This window comes from Salinirubrum litoreum (assembly GCF_020567425.1).
Classification (GTDB): Archaea; Halobacteriota; Halobacteria; order Halobacteriales; family Haloferacaceae; genus Salinirubrum; species Salinirubrum litoreum.
The window spans coordinates 752,913-776,474 of record NZ_JAJCVJ010000001.1; the positions used below are offsets into that span (position 1 = coordinate 752,913).

The window sequence follows — 23,562 nt, forward strand, 5'->3', positions numbered from 1 at the left end:
CGATCTGCTTGAGCGACCGGAACCGAGGCGTGTTCGAGCGACAGCGAGAACCGACTCGCGGGTCCGCGTCGCCAGCAGTCGGGGAGGAGTGGGGGAGTACTGCGACTGCCGGGGTCCCACCACAGCGACGCGGGACGCCACATCACCCGACTTTTCCCGTTGTCGCCCGGAGAGACGAGTATGAGCGACGTGCCGCCGCCACCGATGCCCGAGGAGCGCATCGCCGACGCGGGCTACGTGCAGACCGGCGACGAGACCGAGGTCGGCTTCGAGTCACGGTTCGTCACGGTGCGGACCCGCACGCAGATCTTCGAGGACGCGGCCCTCCGAGATCGCCTGCCGGGTCACGACGTGGAGCGCACCATCCGGGCCGTCTTCGGCACGCGACTCGGGTTCGAGCCACCCTTCTCCCGCGCGCCGGTCTCGCCCGAATCTGTCGTCGGACTCGCCGCCAGGCGTGCCCGGTCGGAGTTCGTGAACGACCTCCGGCGATCGGGCCTCCGGGACGTCTCCGTCGCCGAGACGCGCCGCTTTCGGTGGGGCAGGGTCGAAGGCCGGCTGTTCGACATCCGGGCCGACTACCCGCTGTCCGCCCGGAACGTCCTCGCGGATGTCGACTCCGAGAGCGCGATCGACCTCCGGGCGCAGGTGTTGGCGGCCATCCGCCCGTGGCGCGATACGTTCGTCATGGCCGGTGTCGCGCACCCCCGCGAGTCGGTCGCCTCGGCCGTGGAGCGGTCGCGGTTCGCCGGCGAAACCGCGGTCGAACACGGCGTCGATCCGACCGAGGCGCGCGACGAGGGGGTGGAGTTGATCCGGGCCGTGGGTCGGTGACGACCCGTGTGGAGGAGCGCAGGCGTGGAGACGCCAGCCCCGTCACGTAGCTTTTTCCCACATCGAGCGACCACCCTTCGACACCTACAAGCCCCGGCGACGGGGAGGCACCCACAGTGAGTTGGCAGGAGGTCTTCGGACACCCCGAACCGTACCCCGAGCAGGCGGACGGCATCGAGACGGCGATCGAGACGAGCGAGGATGACGGCTTTCTCGTCGTCGAAGGTGCCTGCGGGACTGGCAAGACCATGCTGGCGCTGACCGCCGGGATCGACCGCGTGCGCGACCCCGACTCCGACTACGAGCGCGTGGTCGTCCTCACCAGCGTCAAACAACAGCTTCGGCAGTTCGAGGAGGACCTCCGCACGATCAACCGGAACCTGCCGGACGACTGGTCGCCCGTCTCGGCGCTGACGCTCGTCGGGAAGGCCGACGTCTGCCCGTACAACATCGAGAACGCCGGCGGCATCGACGGCGAGAACGTCTACGACCGGTGTGAGAGCCTCCGCGAGCGCACCCGGAACGTCACCGGCGAGGGGAACGACACCTCCACCGCGAACCTCGTGAGCGAGGCGAAAGCCGTCCAGACCGGACTCGCCGACTCCGGATCGGACGGCGGCGCGGACTACATGAGCGTCGACGGCGAACCGACGCCGTACCCCCGCGCGATGCCGGAGTTCGACGGCGTGGAGTACTGCCCCTTCTACGCCCAGTACCTCGACGACCTGCCGGACGACGGCGACGCCGCGGAGTCGGTCCCGTTCGCGTTCGACGACCTCGGGCTGATCGACACCGAGGAACTCGTCCGCCTCTCGGCGGGCCACGGCACCTGCCCACACTCGATGATGGGCGTCCTGCTCGGCGAGGTAGAGGTCGTCGTGGCGAACTACTACCACGCCTTCGACCCGACGACGGTCGGCTCGTTCACCGGATCGCTCGTGGACGACGACTCCTTTCTCGTCTGTGACGAGGCGCACATGCTCGAACCGCGCGTCCGCGAACTCGTCTCCGACGGTCTCGCGGACGCCTCCCTGCGGGACGCCGAGTCGGAGTTGACCCGCGTCATCCAGCCGGTCGAGTTCGAGGCCAGCGGGAAGGACACGTCCCCGACCGCCCAGACCGCCGACGCGGAACTGGTGAAGGGCGAACTCGACGAGGCCGACGTGACGCTCGCGGAACTGAAGGAGACCCGCGAGTTCGTCCGGGACCTGCGCGACGAGTTGGACCGACGGGTGAAAGCGCACCTGGACCGCACGCGCCCCGACTGGCGTGCCGACCTCCAGTCGCTCGACGACGCCGAGGTCCCCCTTCGGGACCCCGAGACGCCCGGCGACGACGAGATCACCGAGTGGGCAGACGAGGCGGGCTACGACGCCGGGACGTGGACCCGCGCCGAGATAGTCGGCGTCGTCGTCGGCCGCATTTTGAACGAGGCCGAAGACGAGGACAAACAGCGCGCCGCACCCGGCGTCGGGCGCGTCCTCGGCGAGTGGTACCGCCAGAGCCACGAGACGTACTTCCGGCAACTGGAACTCGACCGCACCTGGGACGAGACGGAACCGCCCGACTCGTGGCGGCGCGCGTACAACGCGCGACTCGCGTTGCACAACTGCGTGCCGGGTGACGCCATCGCCGACCGACTCGCGGAGTTCGGCGGCGGCGTGCTGATGAGCGCGACGCTCGAACCGCTGGACGTGTTCCGGCGCGTGACCGGCCTCGACGACCTCGCCGAGGACGGCCGGCCGGTCACGGAACGAACCTACGGCCTCGGCTTCCCGGCGGAGAACCGCGAGAGCTTCGCGGTGGACGCGCCGAAGTTCACCTACAGCAACCGGGGCGCACCGGGCGAGGCGACCGAGACGCGCCGCGTCCACGCCGACACGGTGCGGGCGGTCTGTCGCTCGCCGGGCAACGTCCTCGTCGGGATGCCGAGCTACGCCGAGGCGGAGTGGATCGCCGAGGAGTTGCGCCGGACGCTCGACAAGCCGGTCCTGCTGGACGAGGCGAGCGACGACGGCACCACGGAGAAGCTGAAGTCGGAGTTCTTCGCCGACGAGGGGAAGGTGCTCGTGACGAGTCTCCGCGGGACGCTGACCGAGGGCGTGGACTACCGGGGTGACCGTCTCTCGGCCGCCGTGGTCTGTGGCGTCCCGATCATCAACACCGCGAGTCCGCTGACCAAGGCCGTCAGGACGGCCTACGACCGCGAGTTCGGCGACGGCTTCGAGACGGCACTGACGGTGCCGGCGGTGAGAAAAGCTCGACAGGCAGTCGGGCGCGTGATCAGAGGCACCGAGGAGGTCGGCGTCCGCGTGCTGGTGGACGGTCGCTACGCCCGCACCTCGTGGAACAGCGTCCGGGAGTATCTCCCGGAGATCGAGCGCGAGGAGTTCCAGCCGGTCAGCCCGGATATGGTGGAGTTCGGCCTCCAGCGGTTCTGGGGCGACGACTGGGACTGAATCGAGAGCCGAGCGGTGCCGAGTCGGACCGTGTCGACTCAGTCCTGTGGTGCGCCGTCCGGTCGGTCGTCCATAGCCATCCCGACCGTCTCCTCGACCTGCGTGACGACGAGGAGCAGGCCCAACACCGCCAGCACCGCGCCGACCGTGAACGGCACCGAGAAGCCGATGCCGACGAGGTAGCCCGAGGCGAGGGGGCCGATGGCGATGCCGAGTCCGAAGCCCATCGTCAACACGGAGAGGGTCGTGCCGGACTGGCCCTGTTTCGCCAGGTCGCCGGCCAGCGCCAGCGACGGCGCGAACACCATCGCCACCGCGACCCCCTGAAAGAGTCGCGCGACCAGCATCAGCCACGGCGAGAAGATGATCCCCTGCACGAAGATGGAGGGGATCAGGATCAGGAACCCACCGACGAGAAACGGCTTCCGACCGTAGGTGTCCGACAGACGCCCGACCGGAATCTGAAAGAGCACGTTGGCGATGACGACTGCACCGAACTGAAGCGAGAAGAACACCGCATCCTGTCCGAGTCGGGCGTTCACCTGGTTCTGGAGCGTGGCGAACAGCGCGATGGTGATGCCGATGAACACGGTCGCCACGCCGAGCGTGAACACCGGGTCGAGCCACCGGTCGCCCTCGCCTCGGATGGACACCGAGAGGTCGTCGCCGGCGCTCGCCTCGGTCCCCTCCACGTCCGAGACGAGAATTGAGACGAGCGTGAAACTCCCGAACGCACCGAGGAAGGCGATCAGAAACGCCGCGTCGAACCCGGAGAGACCGATGCCACCGCCGACCGGGAGCGTGTAGGGACCGAGTTCGACGACGATACCGGCGGCCAGCGGGCCGAAGCCGAACCCGATCAGTCGGAACGTGTTGAAGACGCCGAAACTCCCCCCACGCGTCGCACCTTGCGAGTACTCGTTGACCAGCGCGACCGTCGCCGGGACCGCGAAGCCGACGCCGATGCCCTGGAGTGCCCGGAGCGCCATCACCGCCCAGTAGTCCTCGACGAAGGCGTACAGTCCGCTGGCGGTGCCGAGCAGTGCGATGCCGAGGAGGATGTAGAGTTTCCGCTTCGCGGTGCGGTCCGACAGTCGACCGGTGAACGGTTGGGCGAAGCTGTTGAGGAAGCCGAACAGCGAGAGGACGATGCCGATCAGCAGTGGTTCGGTGAGCGTGACCGACGCGGGACCGACGCCGAGGTCGGCGTCCAGCAGGCCGGAGAGGTCGATCTGGCCGCTGGCGATGTACAGCGGGAGGACGACGACCAGAAACGAGTTGCCGAGCGCGCCGACCATCCGGGCCAGCGCCAGCACGATGACCCGTTCGTCGGTGTCGCCGACGAGCGGGGCGAAGATACGGCGGAGAAGTCCCATTCGAACTACTGTTTCCGCCGCGTCGTGAAGCCAGTTGTGTTCGGCGGGCCCTGCGCCGGTTCTCCGGCCCGGACTCTGCTGCCGTCTCGCACGGTCGACACTGCCCCCGGAGCTAAGTGACGGGACGGCGAAGACCGGGGTATGCCAGAGGAAGTCAAACTCAGCCGGGTCGAGACACTGTTCGCGGAACTCCGATATCCGGTGACACGTGCCGACGCCGCCGCCGAGTTCGCGGACACGACGGTCCTGTTCGCCGACGGCGAGGCGAACCTCGGGAAACTCGTCTCCGAGGTCGGGAGTGACTCCTTCTCCGACCCGGAAGATCTGTTCGCCGAACTCCAGAACGTCCTGCCCGTCGAGGCCGTCGGCGAACCCGGACAGTCCGAAGGCGACGCCTGAGTCGGGCGGTGCCGGACGATTCTCCGACGTGCGGACGGCGACCCCACGAGGGGGCACGCGATACGATGGCACGCCGACCCCGAAAACCCGGCAATTAAGTACACGAAGGCTCTGAACCTCCAGACATGGAATTCTGCGACGAGTGCGGTTCGATGATGCAGACGCAGGGCGACAAGTGGGTCTGCACCAAGTGCGACTTCGAGAAACTGCGGGACTCTGCCAAAGAGGCGGCGATGGTGACGACCCAGTCACAGGAAGCGAGCGAAGTCATCGAGTCGCAGGGCGGGACCGAGGGCCTGCCGACGACCGACGCCAACTGTCCGAACTGCGAGAACGACACGGCGTACTGGTACATGCAACAGATCCGGTCGGCCGACGAGTCCGAGACGCGCTTCTTCGTCTGTACCGAGTGTGAACACAAGTGGCGCGAAGACGACCACTGACCGACCGCTGGACACCGACCCTCCACTGCTGATCGACGGCTACCAACTGCCGGCCATCGACTCCAGATCACCGGTCGCCGACTCCGGATCACGATCCCATGCCAACGCCCGCGCCACCGACACTCCCCGACGACCGACTCACCGGGTGGCGACAGGTAGAACAGACGACGGACACGCCCTTCTCGATCGGGCCGGTCTCGGTGACGGCGACGACGGTCGTCTACGAGGACGAACGACTCCGTCGAACACTGCGCGCGGCGACCGACATCGACGACCGGTGGCGCTTCTTCTTCGCCAGCCGACTCGCCATCTCCCCGGCGACACCGCCCTCGGGGGCGCTCCGCCGACTCGTCACCGACCGGGCACGGCGAGGGTTCCGTGATCGACTCCGCGACCGAGGTTTCGAGTCGCCCACGGAACGCGGGCGACGGACGATTCGGATCGACGGGACCGACGCCGAGGTGACGGCCTACGACGCCACCTGTCGACTCGGCGACCTGCGACTGTCGGTCGTGGGGTGGCTGGCGGTCTGGCCCGACGACGCGGAGTTTCTCCTCGCCGGTGGCGCGTACCCGACCGCAGTCGCGGCGTCGGGACTCGAAGCCGGTGACGACAGGGGTGCTGCCGACTCGACAGCAGCACTCGCAGGAGAACTCACGCCCGATACGTTCCGGGACGAACTGTTCTCGTTGATTCGAGCGACACGCTGAATCGGTCGACGGTCGGCGGGGAGGTGCTCACCCTCGTCGCCGCGAGAGCCAGCGCAGGCCGGCGAGGGCGACCCCACCGAGCGACACGGTGGCGTCCGGGACGCCGACCGCCCGGGAGACGAGTCCGGCGTCGACCTCCGGGCCGAGGCGTGCCACGCTGGCACCCCGGACGCGCACGTCGACCGTCACGTCGGCGTGGCGGAGACTGGGACCGACCTCGGCGACCGGGAGCGTCGTCGCGCCGCCGAGCAAGGCGCGCGCGCCGCGTAACGAGGACGCCTCGACGACCACGAGGTCGCCGTAGCCGACGACGGTGACCGGGTGGCCCTCGACCTCCAGTTGCAGTTCGGCGGTGACGCTGAGCGGGCGCTGGGTGGACACGGTCACTCGTCGCGTTCGCGCGTGCTGATCCGCATCGTCCCGTTGAGTTTCCAGTGGGCGTGGTCCGCGTCGTCGCCGACCTTGCTCGGCACCTCGACCTCCATGTCGTCGAACTCGTAGGTGATCTCCGCGCCTCTCCCCGTCAGTCGTTCGTACAGCCCGATCGCGAGTTCGGGCCACGTGCTGGTCTCGTCGATCTCGGGTGTGGGTTCGTCGGTGCTCACGAACCGTGGTAGGGACTGTCGCAACTTATCGTTTCGCCCGGTTCTCGCGGTCGTCGCAGTAGTCCCGCTAGTCCCGGCGGTGGTCGTCCGTGCGTGCCGACCGAGTCGGCGTCGATCCACGACCGCCGGTCGGATCGGATCGCGCAGTTGAAACCCCCACCGCACGCACGACCGGACATGACCGACGAGGACGCAGACGGCGGGGAGGACCACGACACTGGCGGAGGAGACGGCCACGACGAGGGCGGCTACCACGAACCGCACCGCGAGGCGTTCGACCACGACCCGCTCGGCCACGCACAGATCCGTGGCGGGATGTCGGTCGGGGAACTGACCGACCAACTCGGCAACGCCGGCATCGGCGCGGCTTCGGTCCACGAAGCGGTCGACGTGACCCACGAGATGCTCGCGGACGAGGACTGCACCGTCTTCTGTTCGCTGGCCGGTGCGATGGTCCCGACCGGGATGCGGGCGGTCGTCGCCGATCTGATCCGGGACGGCTACGTCGACGCGTTGGTGACGACCGGCGCGAACCTCACCCACGACGCCATCGAGGCAATCGGCGGGAAACACCACCACGGCCACGAGGGGCAGGACGGCAAGAGCCGCAGAGAACACGACGAGCAACTGCGCGACGAGGAGGTGGACCGCATCTACAACGTCTACCTCCCGCAGGAACACTTCGCGCTGTTCGAGTCCCACCTGCGCGAGGAGGTCTTCCCGCCACTCGACGCCGAGGGGACCGTCAGCATCCAACGCCTGACCGAGGAACTCGGGCGGGCGAACACCGAGGTGAACGAGCGGGAGGGAATCGCGGAGGACGCGGGCGTCGCGGCCGCCGCCTACGAGGCCGACGTGCCCATCTACTGTCCGGCGGTGCAGGACTCGGTGCTCGGTCTGCAGGCGTGGATGTACTCACAGACGGCCGACTTCTCGCTGGACGCGCTGGCGGACATGACGCCCCTGACCGATCTGGCCTACGAGGCCGACACGGCTGGCTGTCTGCTGGTCGGTGGCGGCGTGCCGAAGAACTTCACCCTCCAGACGATGCTCGTGACGCCGGGGGCGTACGACTACGGCGTCCAGATCACGATGGACTCGGAGGCGACCGGCGGGTTGTCCGGCGCGACGCTGGACGAGGCGCGCTCGTGGGGGAAGTTGGAGAAGGACGCCCGGAACGTGACCGTGCTGGGTGACGCGACGGTGTATCTCCCGCTGTTGGTCGCCGCAGTGAGAGAGAAACTGGAAGAGTAGTCTGGGTTTCGAGTCGGCAGTCAGTCAGTCGTCGTCTTCCTCCTCTTCGTCTTCTTCCTCTTCTTCCTCGTCGTCTTCGTCTTGTTCTTCCTCGTCATCGTCGTCTCGCTCCGATTCTTCCTCGTCGTCCTCGTCGTCTTCCTCCTCTCTCTCGTCTTCGTCGTCTTCCTCGTCGTCCTCTTCCTCATCTTCATCTTCGTCGCCACGGGGCGGCGCAGTCTTGTCGATGGTCGGGACGAGTCCGAACTCCTCGTCGGACGACTCGTCGTCCGGGGAGAGGTAGCCGACGGCGAAGACGGTGTAGATGCTGCCGGCGGTCAGCGGGAGTATCGTCTCGAAGACGACCGAGCCGTCGTCGTCCTCGGTGTCGGGCCGAACCTCGACTGCGTACTCGCCAGCTGGGACCTCGACGTAGCCGCCGGATTCGCCGAACTCGACGCCGTCGAACAGCATCGCCGAACCGTCGTTCACCGTCACGTCGACGGCGGGGGCGTCGGGAGAGGCGTGGACGACCCGGACGCGGGCGTTCCCGTCGAAGACGCGCCCGTTCTCGTCCTCGAACACCTCGACGCCGAACTCGGTGTCGTCGCTCGCCACTTCGCCGAGTGCGACTGCGGTGTAGTCCTCACCTGCGAGTTCGACGGTCTGGTCGAAGACGACCGTATCGGGGTCCCCGGCGGCCGTCACCTGCACGCCGTACTCACCGTCCGAGAGTTCGAGGTAGTCGGTCACGTCCCGGAAGCCGAGGCTCTCGATCACCCGACTGCCGTCCACGTACACGTCGACAGCGGGGGCGTCAGGCGAGGCGTGGGCCACGCGAACCGCCGCCTCGTCGCCGCCATCCTCCTCGTCGTCATCGTCACGACCGCGACCGCGGTCTCCCGGCGGGTCGGCGAGGACGATCCCGGTGCCGCCCGCGACCGCGACTGTCGAACCGATGCCTGCGAGGACGTTCCGTCTCGTGTGGGGCATACGGTGTATCACAAGGATCGGTCCTGAAAATGGATTGTGGCCGTTTCCCGAGATGTTTTCGCGGGCGTAGCCGAGCGAAATTCACTTGCGCAGGGCGGGGGTACTGTCGTGTGGCCGATGACGACGGCACCGGGCCGAACCGGGGTGGCACCCGGTGACGACGAGCCCTATGAGTGCCGAGGCCTCATATTCTGTCTTAGATTATTTCCGCGAACTGCATAATCATTTGGATAGCACGGATGCTTCCTGAAATTCCACAAGCCACACTCAACATTCTCATCGGCGCGGGCATCGCCGGCACAGGCATCTACAACTGGGACCAGCGCCGCATACAGAGAAACAACCTGCGCCGTGCACTCATCCTTGAGAGCGTCCTGGCCAGTATATCGATCCAGGCGATCATCAATAACGAGGGCACACTCCCACACTCAGATATCGATACAGAGTCCTTCCTGCCCAGTAAGGTCTACGAGGCGAACCTGGGCAAGATCAAGACCCTGAACCGGAACGAGATCGAGGTTGTGTTCCAGTTCTACACTGGACTTGAGCTGATGCGTGACGTGTCTCACCATACGAGGTAGCCGATCCGGAGTACGTGATAGGGATGCGTGATGAATCGCTCAGGTCGCTCGAAGAACTCCGACGGGGGCAGGGTACCGTCTGCTACGGCGTATCGGGCTCATCCGGTCAAACGATGCATATGAGACCTGACCGGCAGCCACGTCACTCACGCTCCAGTTCGAACTCCCGTTCCCGCTCTTTCTCCGGGTCCTCTTCGTGAACGAATCGGATAGTGTCCCGGTCATCCGGTTCTTCCTCCTCCTCCGGCCTGCGTGATTCAGTCCGTTCAGGCTCGAAATCGTCCAGATTTCTATTCCGCGCAGCTCGTTCCTCCACCGGGGTATGGTCGAGGGCACGGTCCGATCGCTCACGGCGCTCCGGCCTGGCATCGATGTACGCGTTCTCCCCGTACATGTTGTAGACGACCGTCTGTGAATCCGATTCCTCGGGAGGAAGCCCCATCTCGGCTGCACGTCTTCTTTCGCGCCACTCCCTCGCGCGCTCACGCTCTCGTTTTTTTCGCTCCCGTTCGCGTTCTTCCTCACGCTCCTCTTCACGGCGCCGCTGTGTCATCAACCGGCGACCCGCACCCAGAAGGGCAATATACAACGCTCCAACACCCGCTAACAGGGCCGGGGCAGACAGAATCGCAGTCTGGTTCAATATTAAGGCCAAGATGGCCAGAATCCCGATGATTTCGATGAGATCGAGGACCCACGCCTTCTCCTCAAACCATCTTCTCATCATATCGATTAGCCCCCATACTGAACGCTGCCAGTAGCACGCCGACAACAAGGAACGCGACAGCAACGGTCCGAGCGTCAGGAGACGGATTAACCAGCAGAAGAATTCCTGCGAGCGCGTACAGCGTATACCGCACGTAGGCGATACCGTCCCAGAACACCTCGTCCATACAATCTCCGATGCGTCAGAGGCACAAAGTTGTTTACCTGCGGCCTGACGCGCGCAGAGGTATGAGCGTTCAACAGGTCACTTGACCGGAAGCTATTCCTTACGTCAACAAATACATCCATTAACAGATCGTGACAATTACCGACGCCGACCGAGAGACCTTCCAGACCACAGTCGAGGAATTCCGGCCGCAGATCACCGAGGACATGTGTCTGCCGACGGCGCTAAAGAATGTTCTCGACGAATTCGCTGGACGCCACGGCTCAGACGGTCCGCTCAGCCTCAGCGATCTCAACGATATCTGTGATTACCGCGCCGGCAGCGCATCAAGCGCTCAAGGTGTCCCTGCCAAACTGGACCCGGAGATCGAGGAATATGGTATCGAGACCCGCATCAGCATCGGCACGTCGTTCGAAGATCTCCAAGCCATCATTGATGACGACGACCGATCTCTCCCGATTGTTGAGCTGGACTCCGCATACTTCGATAGCGTCGACGGCTACGACCCACGGGGCGGTATCGACGGATACCAATGGGACCACGTTGTCATCCCGTTCACCGTCAACGATGAAACCGTACTGTTCTATGACCCCTTCGAGGAGATCTTCCAGCGTTCTACCCGAATCGATTCACCACCTACTGAACGGTCCAAAACCCAGTTCTACGAATGGTGGACCGCTGCATCATCACGGTGGACGATGTGGCTGCAACGCCGAGACCAGCAGGTCTTAACCAGTCCCCGGTTCAAGGATAATGAGTAACAATGTCCAGCACTGATTGGAGTACCGGCAGCAGGCTCAAGTTCCGTAATCCTGAGGAGATTAAGTATGGCCGAGCGGAGAGCCAGCTGAAGCACCGGTACGGCCGAGGCATCTACGTCAACGATATCTACGAAGCCTCGAACGAGGATCTGGTAATCTCGCTGGGCAATACAGTGCCAAAGGACGTCTCTGACTCTCTGGAACAGGACCGTGTCCTCCAGTTTATAAACATCCGCGATATCTACACGCTTCGAGGGGAGGCCACAGGAGAAGGAGTCTATGTCGTTGACCTGCCTGACAGGGACGAGGTCCACAAGGGGTTCGTGCAGCGCCGTCGGCAGATCATCGATCGACTGGATTGGTCAATGGCAAAGGCAATCTACGAACACGTCTTCGAGCTGACCCCGGTTGAGAACCAACTGAACGCTATTATCCAGCTTGTGCGCTGGGTACATGAGGAATCGTCAATCCCGCTCACCCGTCTCAAGGATGCACAGGGCTCGGACAACACCGAGGAGTACGTCCACGTTCTGTCCGATCTCGGGTTCCTTGAACTGGATGACGGCGATGTTGTAGAAGGCGAGAAAATGCAAGAGACCCAGTTGCTTGAACTTGACAACGAGGATTACGTCAAGACGGTTATTGGGAATATCGTCAAGGAAGGGTACAACGTTCTTCAAGACCGACTGGAGTTGCGGATGCTACGGCACTACCCAAAGTTCTGCAACGCGTACTACTACGACGCGCTCCAACGTCAGGATCCTGGTCTGCATCTTGATGTGGACGCAGTCACGAAGAACTACAACAGACAGTATGACGAGGATATTGACTCCTTCGTGGTTCGTGATAAGCTGAATGAGTTGGCCGAAACCAGTGTCATTCGCATGCAGGACGGGTATGTGCAGTCCAGCCCAGATGTCTATCAACAAGTGTCTCAGGAAGCGCCGGTCAGCTGATTAGATCCGTTGTCTAGGTTATTTTCGCAAGCAACTACTGGACTAGGAAACTCAGTTCCAGTGTAATATTATAAGCGAGCGAAAATTTCCTCGTCGGTCCTCCTCGTAGCGGTAATCTTTCCCGACTGAGCCGAACAGTCGGCAGGGGTTGTCAACTGAAGTCAGCTACTCCATGATATAACGTATAATCAAGAGACAACACTGCTGAGCAATTCCTCGGGGAAATCAACGTTATACATTATTCTCGTGCAAGCATCGGAAGAGCCACTAACTCTCTGGAAGCACGAAACGAAGCCTCAGGATTCAGCACTGTGGGGTGTCGACATTCTGAGTCAGACAACGAGTTCGCTGGAGAACGTCTGTGACTCATCAATACCCACCTCTTGAATAATTAGGGTTATCTATGATCTAGTCATGAACGAAAAACAAGTCCGACAGGTATTGTCGAATGCTCTCAAGAAAGTCCTAGAACAAGATAGTGACTTACTGGAGTACGATGTAAACGAGAGAAGCATCACCCATAGATTGGCAGTTTACCTTGAAGAAGAAGAGGTCTGCCGGGAATGGGACGTTGATGTAGAATATAATCGCCTGGGGAAGAATGAGGTGAGCAAATCAATCTCAATGGAACATCTCAGGAGTAAAATCTCGGATAGCGTAGACCCAGAAGACCTTGACGCGAAGACAGTCTATCCAGATATAGTCGTACACAAAAGAGGAGAGCGAAACGAGAACCTGCTGGTGATTGAAGCAAAGAAATCGGGACGATCAGGCGAGTATGACCGGGAGAAACTCACTGCCTACAAAGAAGAACTAGGATATGAGCACGGAGTGTTTGTCACATTTGAGGGAATTGGACTCAGTGAAGGCCCTGGATATTGCTGTGACTGGCATCCATTCGAAGAGTAGTAAACAGAGAGCAGATTACAGATTTATCGGTGTCAATGGGCGTTGTAAACACATTCACTCTGGATAGATTGTGAGTCTTGAGTGCCGAAGCCGAATCTCTCTCGGAGACGTTCTGAACTGCACCGATGGTAAACCCAGTATCCTAGTGAATGATAGCAGTTCCGACCGACGCTTGAACCACTCCTTCCAGAGAGGCTATCCGTGCTGGCCGAGTCGCTCTCGTCGATGGACGAGGCGATCACCGAGAGCGTCACCGACTGGGCCGACTGCCCCGTCGAAACCACCACCGAACTCGACGGCGGACAGGTCGGCAGTGTCCACCGCGTCGACCTCGCCGACGACCGCCGCGTCGTCGTCAAGACCGCCGACACCGACCTCCGGATCGAAGCCGAGATGCTCGCACACCTGCGCTCGGTCGGCGGTCTCACAGTCCCCGACGTCTACCACGCAACCGCCGACCTGCTGATCCTGGAGTTCGTCCCCGGCGACTCCGCGATATCCCCAGCAGTCGAACGCGACCTCGCAGCGCGACTCGCAGACCTCCACGCCACGGAGACCGACCAGTTCGGCTTCCCCTTCGACACGCTGACCGGCAGGTATCGCCAACCGAATCCGTGGACCGACGACTGGGCGACGTTCTTCGGCGACGAGCGACTCGGCCACGCCGCGGCCTGCGCCCGCGAGGAGGGCGTCTTGCCGCCCGACCTCGCCGAGCGACTCGGAGCACTCGGCGACGACCTACCCGTGCTACTGGATCACGACCCCACGCCGTCGCTGATCCACGGCGACGTGTGGTCCGAGAACCTGCTGACCGACGGCGAGTCGGTCCGGGCGTTTCTCGATCCGGCGTGTTACTACGCCGATAGGGAAGTGGAACTGGCCTACGCCGAGTGGGCCGGCGTGGCCGGCGAGACCTTCTTCGAACGCTACCGCGCGGTGGCGGGTGTCGACTCCGGGTACGAGTCGCGGAGACACGTCTACCGGCTCTACCCTCTGCTGACGCATCTCCGGCACTTCGGTTCGGAGTATCTGGATCCACTCGACGCGACGCTCGAAACACTCGGGTACTGAGTTGGCGGGCACCGAGTCACGACCCACCGAGTCGCTGTGACGAGGGTGCGGCGCGTCGGTGTTCAGTAGTAGCCCAGCGCGGCGAGTTGCTCCTTCGCCTCGTCGGTCACCTGCCGGCCGTCGAGTGGTTCGCGTACTCCTTCCTCGCCGCGCTCGAACGCCCCGTCCACAGTCGCAGGCTCCACCGATCCCTGCGGCTGGACGTCGCCGGGACCGTGAACGAGAGCTTCGAGCCCCTGCTCGCCCCAGTAGTATCGTTTCCGAACCGCCGTTCCAGGGGCGTCGGTGTAGACCGCGCGACTGGCGGCGGTGTAGGAGTCCAGGTCGTCACAGGCTCGCTCGAACCGGTCACGGAGATCCGCCGTCACCGGCTGTTTCATCGAGACCACGCGCTCGGTTGCGAACCCGTGCGCCGAAGGCTCACCGTCGAGATGTTCCCGAACTACCGCCGGGAACTGCGTGAGCGCGGCCGGTCGGTGACAGCGGTCGCCGGTGCCACCACCGGGCGGTCGGACGAGCAGTGGCACGTGGAGCAACTCCTCGTGCATCGGCACGATGTGTGAGACTGCCGGCGGTTCACCGGCGACGTAGCCCGGTTCCCCGAACCCGTCTCCGTGGTCACCGCAGACGACGACCAGCGTCTCGTCGAGATCACCGCGTCGTCGGAGGCCCTCGACGACCGACTCGACGACTGCGTCGGCCTGTCGGATCCCACCGTCGTAGAGCGACTCTAACCCCGAGAGTTGCCAGTAGGGTCGGTCGCCACCGTGGAAGGTCCACTCCCAGCGCGTGTCTAGCGACTGCTGTAACTCCCGAGCGCGTTCGTCGGCCCACTGGTCGTACTCGTCGCGTGGCTCGAACGGTCGATGTGCGTCCATGAGATTCAGACAGGCCGCCCACGGTTCGTCTCGCCCCGCCGTCCAGTCCAACAACTGGTCGGCGTAGTAGAACCCATCCGGGCCGGGGTTGATCTCTCCCGTGTCGTACGCGTCGTCGAAGGAGTCGGGAACAGCGACGACCGTCTCGAAGCAGTTCTCGATGCCGACCTCGTGGCCGGTGAGAAAGCCGTTCTCGGAGAACAGCCCGGTGTCGTAGCCGGCCGTCTCCAGCGACTCGAACGCGGTGTGTCCGGGGATGAGTCTGTCGTGCACGGTCACTCTGTGTTCGTGCGCCTCCAGCCCGGTGAACAGGCTGACGTGGCTGGGGAGCGACCAGTTCGAGGGTGCCCGTGCCTGCGTGTACGTCACCGCCTCGTCTGTGAACGACTCCAAGAACGGTGTCGTCTCGCGCGGTGCGCCGTAGACAGAGCAGTTCGACGCTCGGACCGAGTCGAGGACGACGAGCAACACGTTCGGGACCGCTTCCGCGTGCATACCAGCTGAACCGACCACGCCGACTTGGTTCTTGTCACATTTAATACAGTACGTCAACGTCTCGGTCGGGATCGGTACGAGCCACTACAGGGTAGTCGGGAGCGTCACCGAGTTCGTGTCGGTGTCCTGCGTCCACGAGTCCGGCCCAACCGATACGTCGGGTCGCCACCTCGCCGGCCCGTCCGGCACGTCGGGTTGGCAGCTCGCCAGATCGGGTGCCTCGTCAACGACCCATCCCGTCCAGGAACGCGTCACTCGCCTCTCGCCACGCCTCGACGACTGCGTCACTCGGCCCGGCGTCGGCAGAGGCCACCTCGCCGTGCTCGTCCAACCACTGCACGACCCGACGCACGCCGGTCTCGAACGCCACGCTGTACTCGAAATCCAGCACCTGCTTCGCCCGACTGTTGTCGAAGACGGTGCTGTACTGGAAGTGATCGCGGAGCATCCCCGTCTCGTCCGGCACCGCCTCGGAGAGCAGATCGGTCGGCACGTGGACCAACTCGGGGTCCGGCGCGTCCAGCGCGTCGGCCACCGTCCGGTGGTACTCGTTCCACGCCATCGTCTCCTCGCTGGTGACGTTGTAGGCCCGCCCCGCCGCCTCTGGGGTCTCGACCGCGCCGACGAACGCGCCGGCCACGTCGTCGCGGTGGCACGGACCCCACAAGCCAGTCCCGTCGCCGTGGACGACGATCGGCTTCCCGTCCCGGATGCGGGCGAGATACTCCGTCCCGAGGCCGAAAGTGTGGACGAGCGAGCCACCTTCGCCGTAGGTGTTCCACGGACGCAGGATCGTCACGTCGAGTCGACCAGCCTCGTGGGCGTCGAAGAACACGTCTTCTGCGCTCGCTTTGTTCCGGCCGTAGTCGCTCACGTTCGGATACCGGCGGGCCGACTCCGGAACCGGGTTCCGGGCGACCGGCCGGTGATAGACGTCGACCGTGCTACAGAACACGTACCGGTCGCAGTGCGGTGCGACCGCATCGACTGCCTCGCGGGCCTGGTCGGCGTCGAAACAGACCATGTCGATCACGCAGTCGGGGGCAGTCTCGCGGACTGCGGCCGACAGTCGCTCGGTGTCGTCCCGGTCGCCGCGAAATCGGTCGCTGTCCGGCACCGGCACCGGGACCGCGGGATCGGTCTCGCCGCGAGTGAACAGCGTCACGTCGTGCCCCCGGTCGTCGAGTTGGCGCGTGATGCCAGTGCTGATGAGTCCGGTCCCGCCGACGATGAACACGTCCATGGGTCCGTGCCTCACCCCGGCGACAAAAGCGCGTGGGAACCAGTCGGCAAGAGGCGAGGTCGTTCGGCAGGCGGCGACAGCGACCGAGACCTACCGACTCAAGACGGACCAGGCCGTCTCACCGACGTAGTGACCCTCGACACAGATGCCGATTCCGGTGCAGGCACCGACGCCCATCTCTACAAAGCCCCCCGAACCCAGATCACACAGAACCAGGGCAACTTCCGGACGCACTTCAACTTCCCCGGCCGGAACCACCCGGATCACGCTGATCACGGCTACGGCCCACTCGCCACCGTAGTCGAGTCGTTCATGGACCCGGACACACTGATCCGGATGCACCCCCACCGCGACGAGGAGATCGTTTCGTGGGTCCCGGCGGGCGTGATGCGCCACGACGACGGCGAGGGAAACCAACTCGTCACCGACGCCGATCACCTGCTGGTGATGAACGCCGGCCGGGAGTTCTGGCACGAGGAGCGCACCCTCGCCGACGATTCACCGCTCCGGATGCTGCAGATATTCGTCAGACCGCACAGCCTCGGTCTCGAACCCCAGATTCAGCACGGACCGCTCCCCGCGTCCGTCCCGAACGAGTGGCGACACCTGTTCGGCCCCGAGGACGCCGAGGTGCCGTTCCACGTCCGGAATCGCGTCCACTGTCACGACGTTCACCTCGACGCTGGAGCGACGGTCGATCTGCCGACGAAACCGGACTGGGACACCTACTTCTACGTCTTCGAGGGCACAGTCGAGGCTGGCGGGACGCAGTTTACGGAAACCGAGAGTGGCCTGTTCGTCGGTGCCGACGGTTCGTCGTCGTCGGTCGGCGACGCCGACCTCTCACTCACTGCAGAGACGGACGCCATCGTCGTCGCGTTCCGCATCGACCCCGACGCGCCCGTGACGAGACAGGGCACCATCGGTCGCTGACGACCGATCCGCTCTGCTACTCCTCTTGCAGTTCCGACAGCCGACCCCCGACCGTCGCGTGGATCGACGACACGTCCCCGCCGATTCTGACGATCTGATAGCCGGCGTCTATCGCAGTCCGTGCCTCCTCGACACCGTTCCGAATCCGACCGACAGGCACGTCGGCCTCCAGACACGCAGCCACCGCCCGGTCTATCGCGGCCCGCACCGCCTCGTCGGTGTCCGCGGTCGGGTCGCCGGCCGACAGCGACATCGACAGATCGGCCGGGCCGACGAACGTGAAACCCAACTGCGGCACCGAGAGGATCTCTTCGATGTTCTCGACCGCCCGCTGGTTCTCGATCATCGTCCCGACCAACACCTCGCTGTCCTCGCCGGCCACGAACTCGTCGCCGTAGCCGACCCACTCGGCCGACCGACCGACGCCGACGCCACGGTCCCCCACGTCGCCGTCGTACGAGAAGTAGGCCGCCCGCACACCTCGGCGCAGTTGCTCGGCGGTCTCGATGCGTGGGAGGAGGATCGTCCGCACCCCGGCGTCCAACACCTTCCGAATCAGCGGCGGGTCGGGTGCCGGCAGGCGCACGAGGAGGTCGACGTCGGCGGCTTCGCCCGCCCGTGTCAGCTCTTCGAGTGCGGTGCTGTCGGACGGACTCGGTCCCGAGTGTTCCAGATCGAGCCAGACGTAGTCCAGTCCGAGGTGGCCCATCGTCTCGATCACGGTCGGGGAGAAGGTCGCACAACTCGCACCCAGCACCGTCTCGCCCGCTTCGAGTTTCCGGCGGAGGGCGTTCTCGGTTCTCATCGGTGGCCCTCCCAGCCGAGTCGGGCGCTACTCATCGCCCCGCCTCCAGTGCCTCACGGTTCACCGTCGAGTCCGGCACCCCACCCTCGTACACCGTCCGGACGTTGTCGGCCGCCTGCTGGCTCATCCGGACCAGCGCCTGCTCGGTGGTCGCGCCGACGTGTGGCGTCAGGAGCACGTCGTCACGACTCGCAAGCGGGTGGTCGGCACCCGGCGGTTCCGACTCGAAGGTGTCCAGTCCGGCACCGGCGATCATCCCCTCCGCGAGCGCCTCGACGAGAGCGTCCTCGTCGACGACCGCCCCGCGCGCCGTATTGACGAGCACACCGTCCCCGCCGAGTCGGTCGAGTTCCGCACGGCCGACGAGATGGCGGGTGTCGTCGGTCAGTGGAACGTGGAGGCTGATCGCGTCCGCACGGTCACAGAGGTCCGGGACGCTGTCGATCAGCGTGATCTCTGCGGGCACCGCGTCGGCGGACACGTAGGGATCGTAGACGACGACGTCCATGCCGACGCCCTGCGCGAGGTCGGCGACCGACCGGGCGATGTTGCCGAAGCCGAGCAGTCCGAGCGTGTCGTCTGCGAGTTCACGACCCGTGAACGCCGACCGGTCCCAGCCACCGTTCCGGACGTGCCGGTCGGCGGTGTGGAGGTGTCGGCGGACGCCGAACAAGAGCGCGAGGGTGTGTTCTGCGACGGACCGGGTGTTCGCGTCGGGCGTGTTGCAGACGACGATGCCCCGGCCCGAGGCGGCGTCGACGTCCACGTTGTCGAGGCCGGTGCCGTGTTTGGCGATCACCCGGAGGCGGTCGGCGCGGTCGATCACCTCGGCGTCGAGTCTGGCGGTTCTGACGATCACGGCGTCGTAGCGAGCGACGTCCGCGAGTGCCGCCTCGGGACTCGCGTACTCGTCCATCCCGGTGCAGTGTGCGATGTCGACGAGCGACTCGGGACCCGCCGGGTCGATAGCTGTCGGGAGGAGTATCTCCCACTCTGTGGTCATAGCCGACAGTTCACGCGAACCGAGAAAAGCGTGCGGCCGGGAACGGTGGGTAGCCCTGCCTCCGACAGCGGACCGACACCGATCTACCGATCTACGGCGTTCGGAAGACGCGCATCGTGTCACGGCCACGGGACTCGGCTCGAAGTTGTTCACAGCCGAGGTCGCCGAAGACGGACGCCCAATCGCGGTAGTACAGCGGGATGTCCTCGCGGACGTAGTTCACCTCGGGGTCGTCGTCGGGTGGGTCGTCGGCATCCTCCTCAGTCGTCGAGTCGCCCGACGCGTTCTCGTCAGACGGGTCGCCGTCGCCCTCGTTCTCGACGGTGACGACGATCTCGCCCGCGACCCGGGCGATCTCGGCGAACACCCACGCCTCGTCGGGGTGGATGTGCTGGAGCGTCTCGACCGAGTAGACCGCGTCGAACCGATCGTCGGCGAACCCGGGGACCGCCGACTCGATGGTGTCGCAGGTGAACTCCCCCACTTCGTCCAGTTGGGGGTACTCCTCGGCGAGTACGTCGAACGACTCGTCGTTCACGTCCAGTCCCGAGAGGTTCGAGAAGCCCGCCTCGTGGAGGTGCGCGAGGTGTCGGCCGGGACCACAGCCGAGTTCCATCACGGCGGCGTCGGACGGGAGGTGCTCGGCGAGGACCGCCCGCACCGACTCGCTCGTCTCGTCCGGGCCACGGTAGGCGTAGTACGCCGGCGAGTACTCGCCGGATCGATCCGCCCACTCGTCCCGAACGTCGTCTGAATACACAGGTGGGAACTATCGGGGCGACGTAAATGGCCGTCGGAGTCGCTCGCGTGCCGGCTAGCCGATCTGCCACGCCGACGACCGAGGAGCCCCGAGAACTGTGGAATCGACCGAACGACTCGCTCCCCGCGACTGCTCGGGCACCGTACCGACCGAGAACCGAATGCGTGGTCGAATGTCCATCGAAATCGTATTTGCAGAAACGTTCGTCTGCGACAATGCGTGTCACGAAAACGAATACAGAAGTCTTATCAGTACCGTCGGTGTTCGTTTAGTTGCAATGGCAAACGGTAAGGTTGACTTCTTCAACGACACGGGCGGCTACGGTTTCATCGCAACTGAGGACTCTGACGACGACGTGTTCTTCCACATGGAAGACGTTGGCGGCGAGGACCTGACTGAGGGGACCGAGATCGAGTTCGACATCGAACAGGCCCCGAAGGGCCCGCGCGCGACGAACGTCGTTCGTAACTGAACGGTTTCGTTCGCAACTGAGCGCTCTCTTCACAACTGACTACGGCTTCACACCGTCGCCTGACGGCGATGGAGCGTGACTTCGTTTCTCCCGACGACTGACCCACGAGCGACGGGTTCGTCGGTCGAGTGCAGACAGGTCTCTCGATCCGATCAGTCGTGGGTCTCTCGAGTCGATCAGTCGTCGTTCGTACCGCTACGGCAGTCGAAGTCGGCAGTCGGCCGTGACAGAGCAATCGAGGTCGGCAGTCGGCTGTGACAGAGCAATCGAGGTCGGTGGTCGTCTGTGGCAGTTGCAGTCGGCGCGCGCGAGAAACGCGTGCGAGGGAGTGACGCGGGGGGTGCGGAGAGCGTCACGAGGTTGGGGAGGGCCGAGGTGCGGTGCCGTGCCGTCGCGGATGCGGTGCGGGTGCGGTTCCGCTGGGAGGTGCGCTACGACGAGTAGCCGTGCTGTCGCGGTCGTAGTTTGCAGTGCTGTCGCGGTCTGCGGCGCGACTGCTGTCACGGTCGTCGTGGAGGTGCGCTCGCTATCGTCGAACCCGTGACCAACAGACGCGACAGAAGTGCTATCCGCCTCGCACCCCACCATCAGATATGAAGCGATCCGAGGTCCGGCGAGCGTGGGACAGCGTCTCCGAGACCTACGCCAGCAGCCGAGACCCGACCGGCTCCGACGCCGCCCTGCTCGACGACCTCCTCGCGGAACTCACCGACTCGGGCATCGACGACCCCCGAGTCCTCGACGTGGGCTGTGGCGACGGCGCGCGCACGCTGGCGAACCTGCCGGCCGGCAGCATCGGACTGGACTTCTCCCGCGCCGGACTGGACCTCGCCCGCGAGACGGTGCCCGACGCCAGACTCCTGCAGGCCGACATGCTCGACATCCCCCTCCGTGCGGCCAGCGTGGACGCGATCACGGCCTACCACGCCGTCTTCCACGTCTCGCGCGACGACCACCCAACAGTCTACCGCGAGTTCGCGCGCGTTCTCCGGCCCGGCGGCCGCCTGTTGCTGACGCTCCCCGGTGGTCGCTTCGAGACGGTCCGGCGCGGCTGGATGGGCGGGGAGATGTTCTTCTCCGCACCCGGCCGGCAGGCGACGCTCGACCAACTCCGGGATGCCGGCTTCGAGAATCTCCGAACCGAGACCGTGAGCGACCCCCTCGGCAGCAGCGCCGAGTTCGTCTTCGCCACTCGCGCCGACGCGCAGGAGGCAGGCGACACCGACACCGCCGGCCGATGAACCACGACCGCATCCACGCCCGCGAACCGACCCACGACGCCGACGAGTGGGAGACCGGGACGATCCGCGCCGTCGACCTGCGCGACGGCCACGTCGTCTTCACGGTCACGCCGGCCAGCGACGAGGATGGTGTGGAGACGGACCAGCAGCCGATCGAGTTGGTGGTCACGACGGCGATCCGTGATCTCGTCCTGCGCCGACTCCCCGGCGACACCGAGAGTCCGGTCGGCCAGCGCGTCTGGTACAAGCGCCGAGGTCGGTGAGGCAGAGAGTCCGGGGCGGTGACGACGACTACGACTGTCCTCGGTTCCTCCGACCGGCGTCAGCGTTGAAGTACGGCGAGTCCCTACGACTGTCGTGGACCTCGACCGCTTCGCCGACGACACGCCCGCAGACGACGCACCTGCCGACGCCCGTGTCTGCGTCGTCGCCGCGCAACCGGACACCTTCGAGCGCTGTCGCCGAGGGTTCTACCCCGCGCCGCGCTCCTACCCCCGGACGCGCGAGTCGTTCGACTACATGGCCTTCTACCGGACCGCGCCGACCTCGGCGATCACCCACTACGCCCGGATCACGAACCGCGTCGAACAGACCCGTGGCGAACCGGGACCGATGGCCGAATCGGACTGGGCGGCCACCATCGACCCCTTCACCGACGAGCGAGTCGTCCTCGTCTTCGAGTTCGAGGACCTCGTGCCACTCGGCACACCGGTCCGAAACGACCGAAACGGCGTTCGGGGCGCGTGGTACTGCACCGTCGCCGACCTCCGGAGCGCCGAGACGCTGTCGGAACTGGCCGACCGGAGCGAGGTGACCTGAGATGCGCCTGCACGTCGTCGGTGACAGCGTTCCGGCGGGCTACGGACTGGACGACCCGACCGACGCGGCGTGGCCCGCGCGTCTTCCGGGATACGTCGCGGAACTCGCACCGAGAGACGTGACGGTCGACGCCAGCACCGGCCGGACGCTTCGGGACTGTGCCGATCGACTCACGTCCGAGCGCCTCGCCGAACAGTTCGGGACCGGTGGTGTCGACGCAGAGACGTGGAGTGACGACGAGGAACGCGTCGTCTGCGTCCACGCCGGCCACAACGACGCCCAACTGTCGGGTGGCGAGCCACGCGTCGACGAGAGCGAGTTCCGGGAGACGGCGACCGAACTGGACGCCCGACTCGCCGGCAGCGAGATTATCGACCGTCACGCGTTCGTCGGGACGGTCCCACTCCTCTCGCTGGACCGTCCGGGCACCGTCCCGTTCGGCGACGAGCAACCGGCGCGTGGGGTGGCCTACGACGACCTGTTGGCCGGGGCTGTCGCTGTCCACCTGCGGATCGTCACAGGTGAACGAGACGATACCGAGACAGACCGGCGTGAGACCGCCGGAGAACTATCGACGCTCGACGACTGGCGCGACTGGACCGCAGACGGCGTCCACCCCGGCCCCGCCGGCCACGACTTCCTCGCCCGGCGTGTCGCCGGATGGCTGACCGGCTGAGTGTGTCGGCTCGGC

At 65.1% G+C, this 23,562-nt stretch carries 28 protein-coding genes; 17 read left to right on the forward strand and 11 right to left on the reverse strand.

Annotated elements, in window-relative coordinates; genetic code table 11:
• The first annotated feature begins 180 nt into the window (after nt 1-180).
• Nucleotides 181-834, forward strand: a complete 654-nt coding sequence (locus tag LI337_RS03585) for a DUF6517 family protein (RefSeq protein ID WP_227228346.1) — start codon at nt 181-183, stop codon at nt 832-834.
• Between the two features lie 116 nt (nt 835-950).
• Entirely contained in the window at nt 951-3,293 is a 2,343-nt protein-coding gene (locus tag LI337_RS03590; protein ID WP_227228347.1) for an ATP-dependent DNA helicase, read from the forward strand.
• 38 nt (nt 3,294-3,331) lie between these two features.
• Here LI337_RS03590 and LI337_RS03595 read toward each other — a convergent pair whose 3' ends face one another.
• A complete protein-coding gene (locus tag LI337_RS03595) occupies nt 3,332-4,669 on the reverse strand; it encodes an MFS transporter (RefSeq protein ID WP_227228348.1) in 1,338 nt (445 codons plus the stop codon).
• Between the two features lie 141 nt (nt 4,670-4,810).
• On the opposite strand from LI337_RS03595, the gene LI337_RS03600 reads away from it, so the two are divergent.
• The 3 genes from LI337_RS03600 to LI337_RS03610 all read left to right on the forward strand — a co-directional run bounded on the left by LI337_RS03600 (nt 4,811) and on the right by LI337_RS03610 (nt 6,221).
• A complete protein-coding gene (locus LI337_RS03600; RefSeq protein WP_227228349.1) occupies nt 4,811-5,068 on the forward strand; it encodes a DUF5789 family protein in 258 nt (85 codons plus the stop codon).
• Between the two features lie 125 nt (nt 5,069-5,193).
• A complete protein-coding gene (locus LI337_RS03605; RefSeq protein ID WP_227228350.1) occupies nt 5,194-5,511 on the forward strand; it encodes a transcription factor S in 318 nt (105 codons plus the stop codon).
• 98 nt (nt 5,512-5,609) lie between these two features.
• Nucleotides 5,610-6,221 carry a DUF6517 family protein gene (locus LI337_RS03610; protein ID WP_227228351.1) on the forward strand — a complete coding sequence of 204 codons (612 nt, stop codon included), beginning with the start codon at nt 5,610-5,612 and terminating at the stop codon, nt 6,219-6,221.
• A 27-nt stretch (nt 6,222-6,248) separates the two neighbouring features.
• On the opposite strand, the gene LI337_RS03615 is transcribed toward LI337_RS03610, so the two are convergent.
• Nucleotides 6,249-6,602, reverse strand: coding sequence for a hypothetical protein (locus LI337_RS03615; protein ID WP_227228352.1), 354 nt, complete (start codon nt 6,600-6,602; stop codon nt 6,249-6,251).
• A 2-nt stretch (nt 6,603-6,604) separates the two neighbouring features.
• Nucleotides 6,605-6,826, reverse strand: coding sequence for a hypothetical protein (locus tag LI337_RS03620; RefSeq protein WP_227228353.1), 222 nt, complete (start codon nt 6,824-6,826; stop codon nt 6,605-6,607).
• 177 nt (nt 6,827-7,003) lie between these two features.
• Between LI337_RS03620 and LI337_RS03625 the strand changes: the two genes are divergently transcribed.
• Nucleotides 7,004-8,080 (forward strand): deoxyhypusine synthase, encoded by a 1,077-nt coding sequence (locus LI337_RS03625; RefSeq protein WP_264474917.1) that lies wholly within the window; start codon nt 7,004-7,006, stop codon nt 8,078-8,080.
• Between the two features lie 24 nt (nt 8,081-8,104).
• On the opposite strand, the gene LI337_RS03630 is transcribed toward LI337_RS03625, so the two are convergent.
• Nucleotides 8,105-9,052, reverse strand: a complete 948-nt coding sequence (locus LI337_RS03630) for a DUF4397 domain-containing protein (RefSeq protein ID WP_227228355.1) — start codon at nt 9,050-9,052, stop codon at nt 8,105-8,107.
• Nucleotides 9,053-9,291: 239 nt separating this feature from the next.
• Here LI337_RS03630 and LI337_RS03635 point away from each other — a divergent pair, with 239 nt between their 5' ends.
• On the forward strand, nt 9,292-9,633 hold the full coding sequence (locus tag LI337_RS03635) for a hypothetical protein (RefSeq protein ID WP_227228356.1): 342 nt from the start codon (nt 9,292-9,294) through the stop codon (nt 9,631-9,633).
• A 142-nt stretch (nt 9,634-9,775) separates the two neighbouring features.
• Here the strand turns inward: LI337_RS03635 and LI337_RS03640 are convergent, their stop codons facing one another.
• Together LI337_RS03640 and LI337_RS03645 are read right to left on the reverse strand one after the other, a co-directional pair.
• A complete protein-coding gene (locus LI337_RS03640) occupies nt 9,776-10,360 on the reverse strand; it encodes a hypothetical protein (RefSeq protein ID WP_227228357.1) in 585 nt (194 codons plus the stop codon).
• Complete coding sequence (locus LI337_RS03645) at nt 10,341-10,526, reverse strand: hypothetical protein (RefSeq protein WP_227228358.1); 186 nt, start codon at nt 10,524-10,526, stop codon at nt 10,341-10,343. Before LI337_RS03645 ends, LI337_RS03640 begins: the two co-directional genes overlap by 20 nt.
• Nucleotides 10,527-10,656: 130 nt before the next feature.
• Here LI337_RS03645 and LI337_RS03650 point away from each other — a divergent pair, with 130 nt between their 5' ends.
• The 4 genes from LI337_RS03650 to LI337_RS03665 all read left to right on the forward strand — a co-directional run bounded on the left by LI337_RS03650 (nt 10,657) and on the right by LI337_RS03665 (nt 14,222).
• Nucleotides 10,657-11,286, forward strand: coding sequence for a hypothetical protein (locus LI337_RS03650; RefSeq protein ID WP_227228359.1), 630 nt, complete (start codon nt 10,657-10,659; stop codon nt 11,284-11,286).
• Between the two features lie 2 nt (nt 11,287-11,288).
• The gene (locus LI337_RS03655; RefSeq protein WP_227228360.1) at nt 11,289-12,242 is read left to right on the forward strand and encodes a hypothetical protein; all 954 of its coding nucleotides are present in this window, start codon (nt 11,289-11,291) and stop codon (nt 12,240-12,242) included.
• Between the two features lie 414 nt (nt 12,243-12,656).
• The gene (locus LI337_RS03660) at nt 12,657-13,151 is read left to right on the forward strand and encodes a hypothetical protein (RefSeq protein ID WP_227228361.1); all 495 of its coding nucleotides are present in this window, start codon (nt 12,657-12,659) and stop codon (nt 13,149-13,151) included.
• A gap of 201 nt (nt 13,152-13,352) precedes the next feature.
• Entirely contained in the window at nt 13,353-14,222 is an 870-nt protein-coding gene (locus tag LI337_RS03665) for a fructosamine kinase family protein (protein WP_227228362.1), read from the forward strand.
• A 62-nt stretch (nt 14,223-14,284) separates the two neighbouring features.
• On the opposite strand, the gene LI337_RS03670 is transcribed toward LI337_RS03665, so the two are convergent.
• The gene (locus LI337_RS03670; RefSeq protein WP_227228363.1) at nt 14,285-15,595 is read right to left on the reverse strand and encodes a sulfatase; all 1,311 of its coding nucleotides are present in this window, start codon (nt 15,593-15,595) and stop codon (nt 14,285-14,287) included.
• Nucleotides 15,596-15,818: 223 nt separating this feature from the next.
• Nucleotides 15,819-16,838, reverse strand: a complete 1,020-nt coding sequence (locus LI337_RS03675) for an NAD-dependent epimerase/dehydratase family protein (protein ID WP_227228364.1) — start codon at nt 16,836-16,838, stop codon at nt 15,819-15,821.
• Nucleotides 16,839-16,967: 129 nt separating this feature from the next.
• Between LI337_RS03675 and LI337_RS03680 the strand changes: the two genes are divergently transcribed.
• Nucleotides 16,968-17,771, forward strand: coding sequence for a pirin family protein (locus LI337_RS03680; RefSeq protein ID WP_227228365.1), 804 nt, complete (start codon nt 16,968-16,970; stop codon nt 17,769-17,771).
• Between the two features lie 16 nt (nt 17,772-17,787).
• Here LI337_RS03680 and LI337_RS03685 read toward each other — a convergent pair whose 3' ends face one another.
• The 3 genes from LI337_RS03685 to LI337_RS03695 all read right to left on the reverse strand — a co-directional run bounded on the left by LI337_RS03685 (nt 17,788) and on the right by LI337_RS03695 (nt 20,339).
• Nucleotides 17,788-18,576 carry an HpcH/HpaI aldolase family protein gene (locus LI337_RS03685; RefSeq protein WP_227228366.1) on the reverse strand — a complete coding sequence of 263 codons (789 nt, stop codon included), beginning with the start codon at nt 18,574-18,576 and terminating at the stop codon, nt 17,788-17,790.
• A 31-nt stretch (nt 18,577-18,607) separates the two neighbouring features.
• Nucleotides 18,608-19,579 (reverse strand): hydroxyacid dehydrogenase, encoded by a 972-nt coding sequence (locus LI337_RS03690; protein WP_227228367.1) that lies wholly within the window; start codon nt 19,577-19,579, stop codon nt 18,608-18,610.
• Nucleotides 19,580-19,670: 91 nt separating this feature from the next.
• Nucleotides 19,671-20,339, reverse strand: a complete 669-nt coding sequence (locus LI337_RS03695; RefSeq protein WP_227228368.1) for a class I SAM-dependent methyltransferase — start codon at nt 20,337-20,339, stop codon at nt 19,671-19,673.
• Nucleotides 20,340-20,616: 277 nt separating this feature from the next.
• On the opposite strand from LI337_RS03695, the gene LI337_RS03700 reads away from it, so the two are divergent.
• The 5 genes from LI337_RS03700 (at nt 20,617) to LI337_RS03720 (ending at nt 23,547) form a co-directional block, all read left to right on the forward strand.
• On the forward strand, nt 20,617-20,811 hold the full coding sequence (locus LI337_RS03700; protein ID WP_227228369.1) for a cold-shock protein: 195 nt from the start codon (nt 20,617-20,619) through the stop codon (nt 20,809-20,811).
• 593 nt (nt 20,812-21,404) lie between these two features.
• Nucleotides 21,405-22,052 carry a class I SAM-dependent methyltransferase gene (locus LI337_RS03705; protein ID WP_227228370.1) on the forward strand — a complete coding sequence of 216 codons (648 nt, stop codon included), beginning with the start codon at nt 21,405-21,407 and terminating at the stop codon, nt 22,050-22,052.
• Entirely contained in the window at nt 22,049-22,315 is a 267-nt protein-coding gene (locus LI337_RS03710; protein ID WP_227228371.1) for a DUF7861 family protein, read from the forward strand. Before LI337_RS03705 ends, LI337_RS03710 begins: the two co-directional genes overlap by 4 nt.
• Nucleotides 22,316-22,409: 94 nt before the next feature.
• Nucleotides 22,410-22,871 (forward strand): hypothetical protein, encoded by a 462-nt coding sequence (locus tag LI337_RS03715; protein ID WP_227228372.1) that lies wholly within the window; start codon nt 22,410-22,412, stop codon nt 22,869-22,871.
• A 1-nt stretch (nt 22,872) separates the two neighbouring features.
• A complete protein-coding gene (locus LI337_RS03720) occupies nt 22,873-23,547 on the forward strand; it encodes an SGNH/GDSL hydrolase family protein (RefSeq protein ID WP_227228373.1) in 675 nt (224 codons plus the stop codon).
• Nucleotides 23,548-23,562: the final 15 nt, after the last annotated feature.

What these genes read in the sequence shown, in the direction of transcription:
- LI337_RS03585 (WP_227228346.1), top strand. Translation starts at nt 181, where the DNA reads ATGAGCGACGTGCCGCCGCCACCGATGCCCGAGGAGCGCATCGCCGAC.
- LI337_RS03595 (WP_227228348.1), bottom strand. Translation starts at nt 4,669, where the DNA reads ATGGGACTTCTCCGCCGTATCTTCGCCCCGCTCGTCGGCGACACCGAC.
- LI337_RS03600 (WP_227228349.1), top strand. Translation starts at nt 4,811, where the DNA reads ATGCCAGAGGAAGTCAAACTCAGCCGGGTCGAGACACTGTTCGCGGAA.
- LI337_RS03605 (WP_227228350.1), top strand. Translation starts at nt 5,194, where the DNA reads ATGGAATTCTGCGACGAGTGCGGTTCGATGATGCAGACGCAGGGCGAC.
- LI337_RS03610 (WP_227228351.1), top strand. Translation starts at nt 5,610, where the DNA reads ATGCCAACGCCCGCGCCACCGACACTCCCCGACGACCGACTCACCGGG.
- LI337_RS03625 (WP_264474917.1), top strand. Translation starts at nt 7,004, where the DNA reads ATGACCGACGAGGACGCAGACGGCGGGGAGGACCACGACACTGGCGGA.
- LI337_RS03630 (WP_227228355.1), bottom strand. Translation starts at nt 9,052, where the DNA reads ATGCCCCACACGAGACGGAACGTCCTCGCAGGCATCGGTTCGACAGTC.
- LI337_RS03635 (WP_227228356.1), top strand. Translation starts at nt 9,292, where the DNA reads ATGCTTCCTGAAATTCCACAAGCCACACTCAACATTCTCATCGGCGCG.
- LI337_RS03640 (WP_227228357.1), bottom strand. Translation starts at nt 10,360, where the DNA reads ATGATGAGAAGATGGTTTGAGGAGAAGGCGTGGGTCCTCGATCTCATC.
- LI337_RS03645 (WP_227228358.1), bottom strand. Translation starts at nt 10,526, where the DNA reads ATGGACGAGGTGTTCTGGGACGGTATCGCCTACGTGCGGTATACGCTG.
- LI337_RS03655 (WP_227228360.1), top strand. Translation starts at nt 11,289, where the DNA reads ATGTCCAGCACTGATTGGAGTACCGGCAGCAGGCTCAAGTTCCGTAAT.
- LI337_RS03660 (WP_227228361.1), top strand. Translation starts at nt 12,657, where the DNA reads ATGAACGAAAAACAAGTCCGACAGGTATTGTCGAATGCTCTCAAGAAA.
- LI337_RS03670 (WP_227228363.1), bottom strand. Translation starts at nt 15,595, where the DNA reads ATGCACGCGGAAGCGGTCCCGAACGTGTTGCTCGTCGTCCTCGACTCG.
- LI337_RS03675 (WP_227228364.1), bottom strand. Translation starts at nt 16,838, where the DNA reads ATGGACGTGTTCATCGTCGGCGGGACCGGACTCATCAGCACTGGCATC.
- LI337_RS03685 (WP_227228366.1), bottom strand. Translation starts at nt 18,576, where the DNA reads ATGAGAACCGAGAACGCCCTCCGCCGGAAACTCGAAGCGGGCGAGACG.
- LI337_RS03690 (WP_227228367.1), bottom strand. Translation starts at nt 19,579, where the DNA reads ATGACCACAGAGTGGGAGATACTCCTCCCGACAGCTATCGACCCGGCG.
- LI337_RS03700 (WP_227228369.1), top strand. Translation starts at nt 20,617, where the DNA reads ATGGCAAACGGTAAGGTTGACTTCTTCAACGACACGGGCGGCTACGGT.
- LI337_RS03705 (WP_227228370.1), top strand. Translation starts at nt 21,405, where the DNA reads ATGAAGCGATCCGAGGTCCGGCGAGCGTGGGACAGCGTCTCCGAGACC.
- LI337_RS03710 (WP_227228371.1), top strand. Translation starts at nt 22,049, where the DNA reads ATGAACCACGACCGCATCCACGCCCGCGAACCGACCCACGACGCCGAC.
- LI337_RS03720 (WP_227228373.1), top strand. Translation starts at nt 22,873, where the DNA reads ATGCGCCTGCACGTCGTCGGTGACAGCGTTCCGGCGGGCTACGGACTG.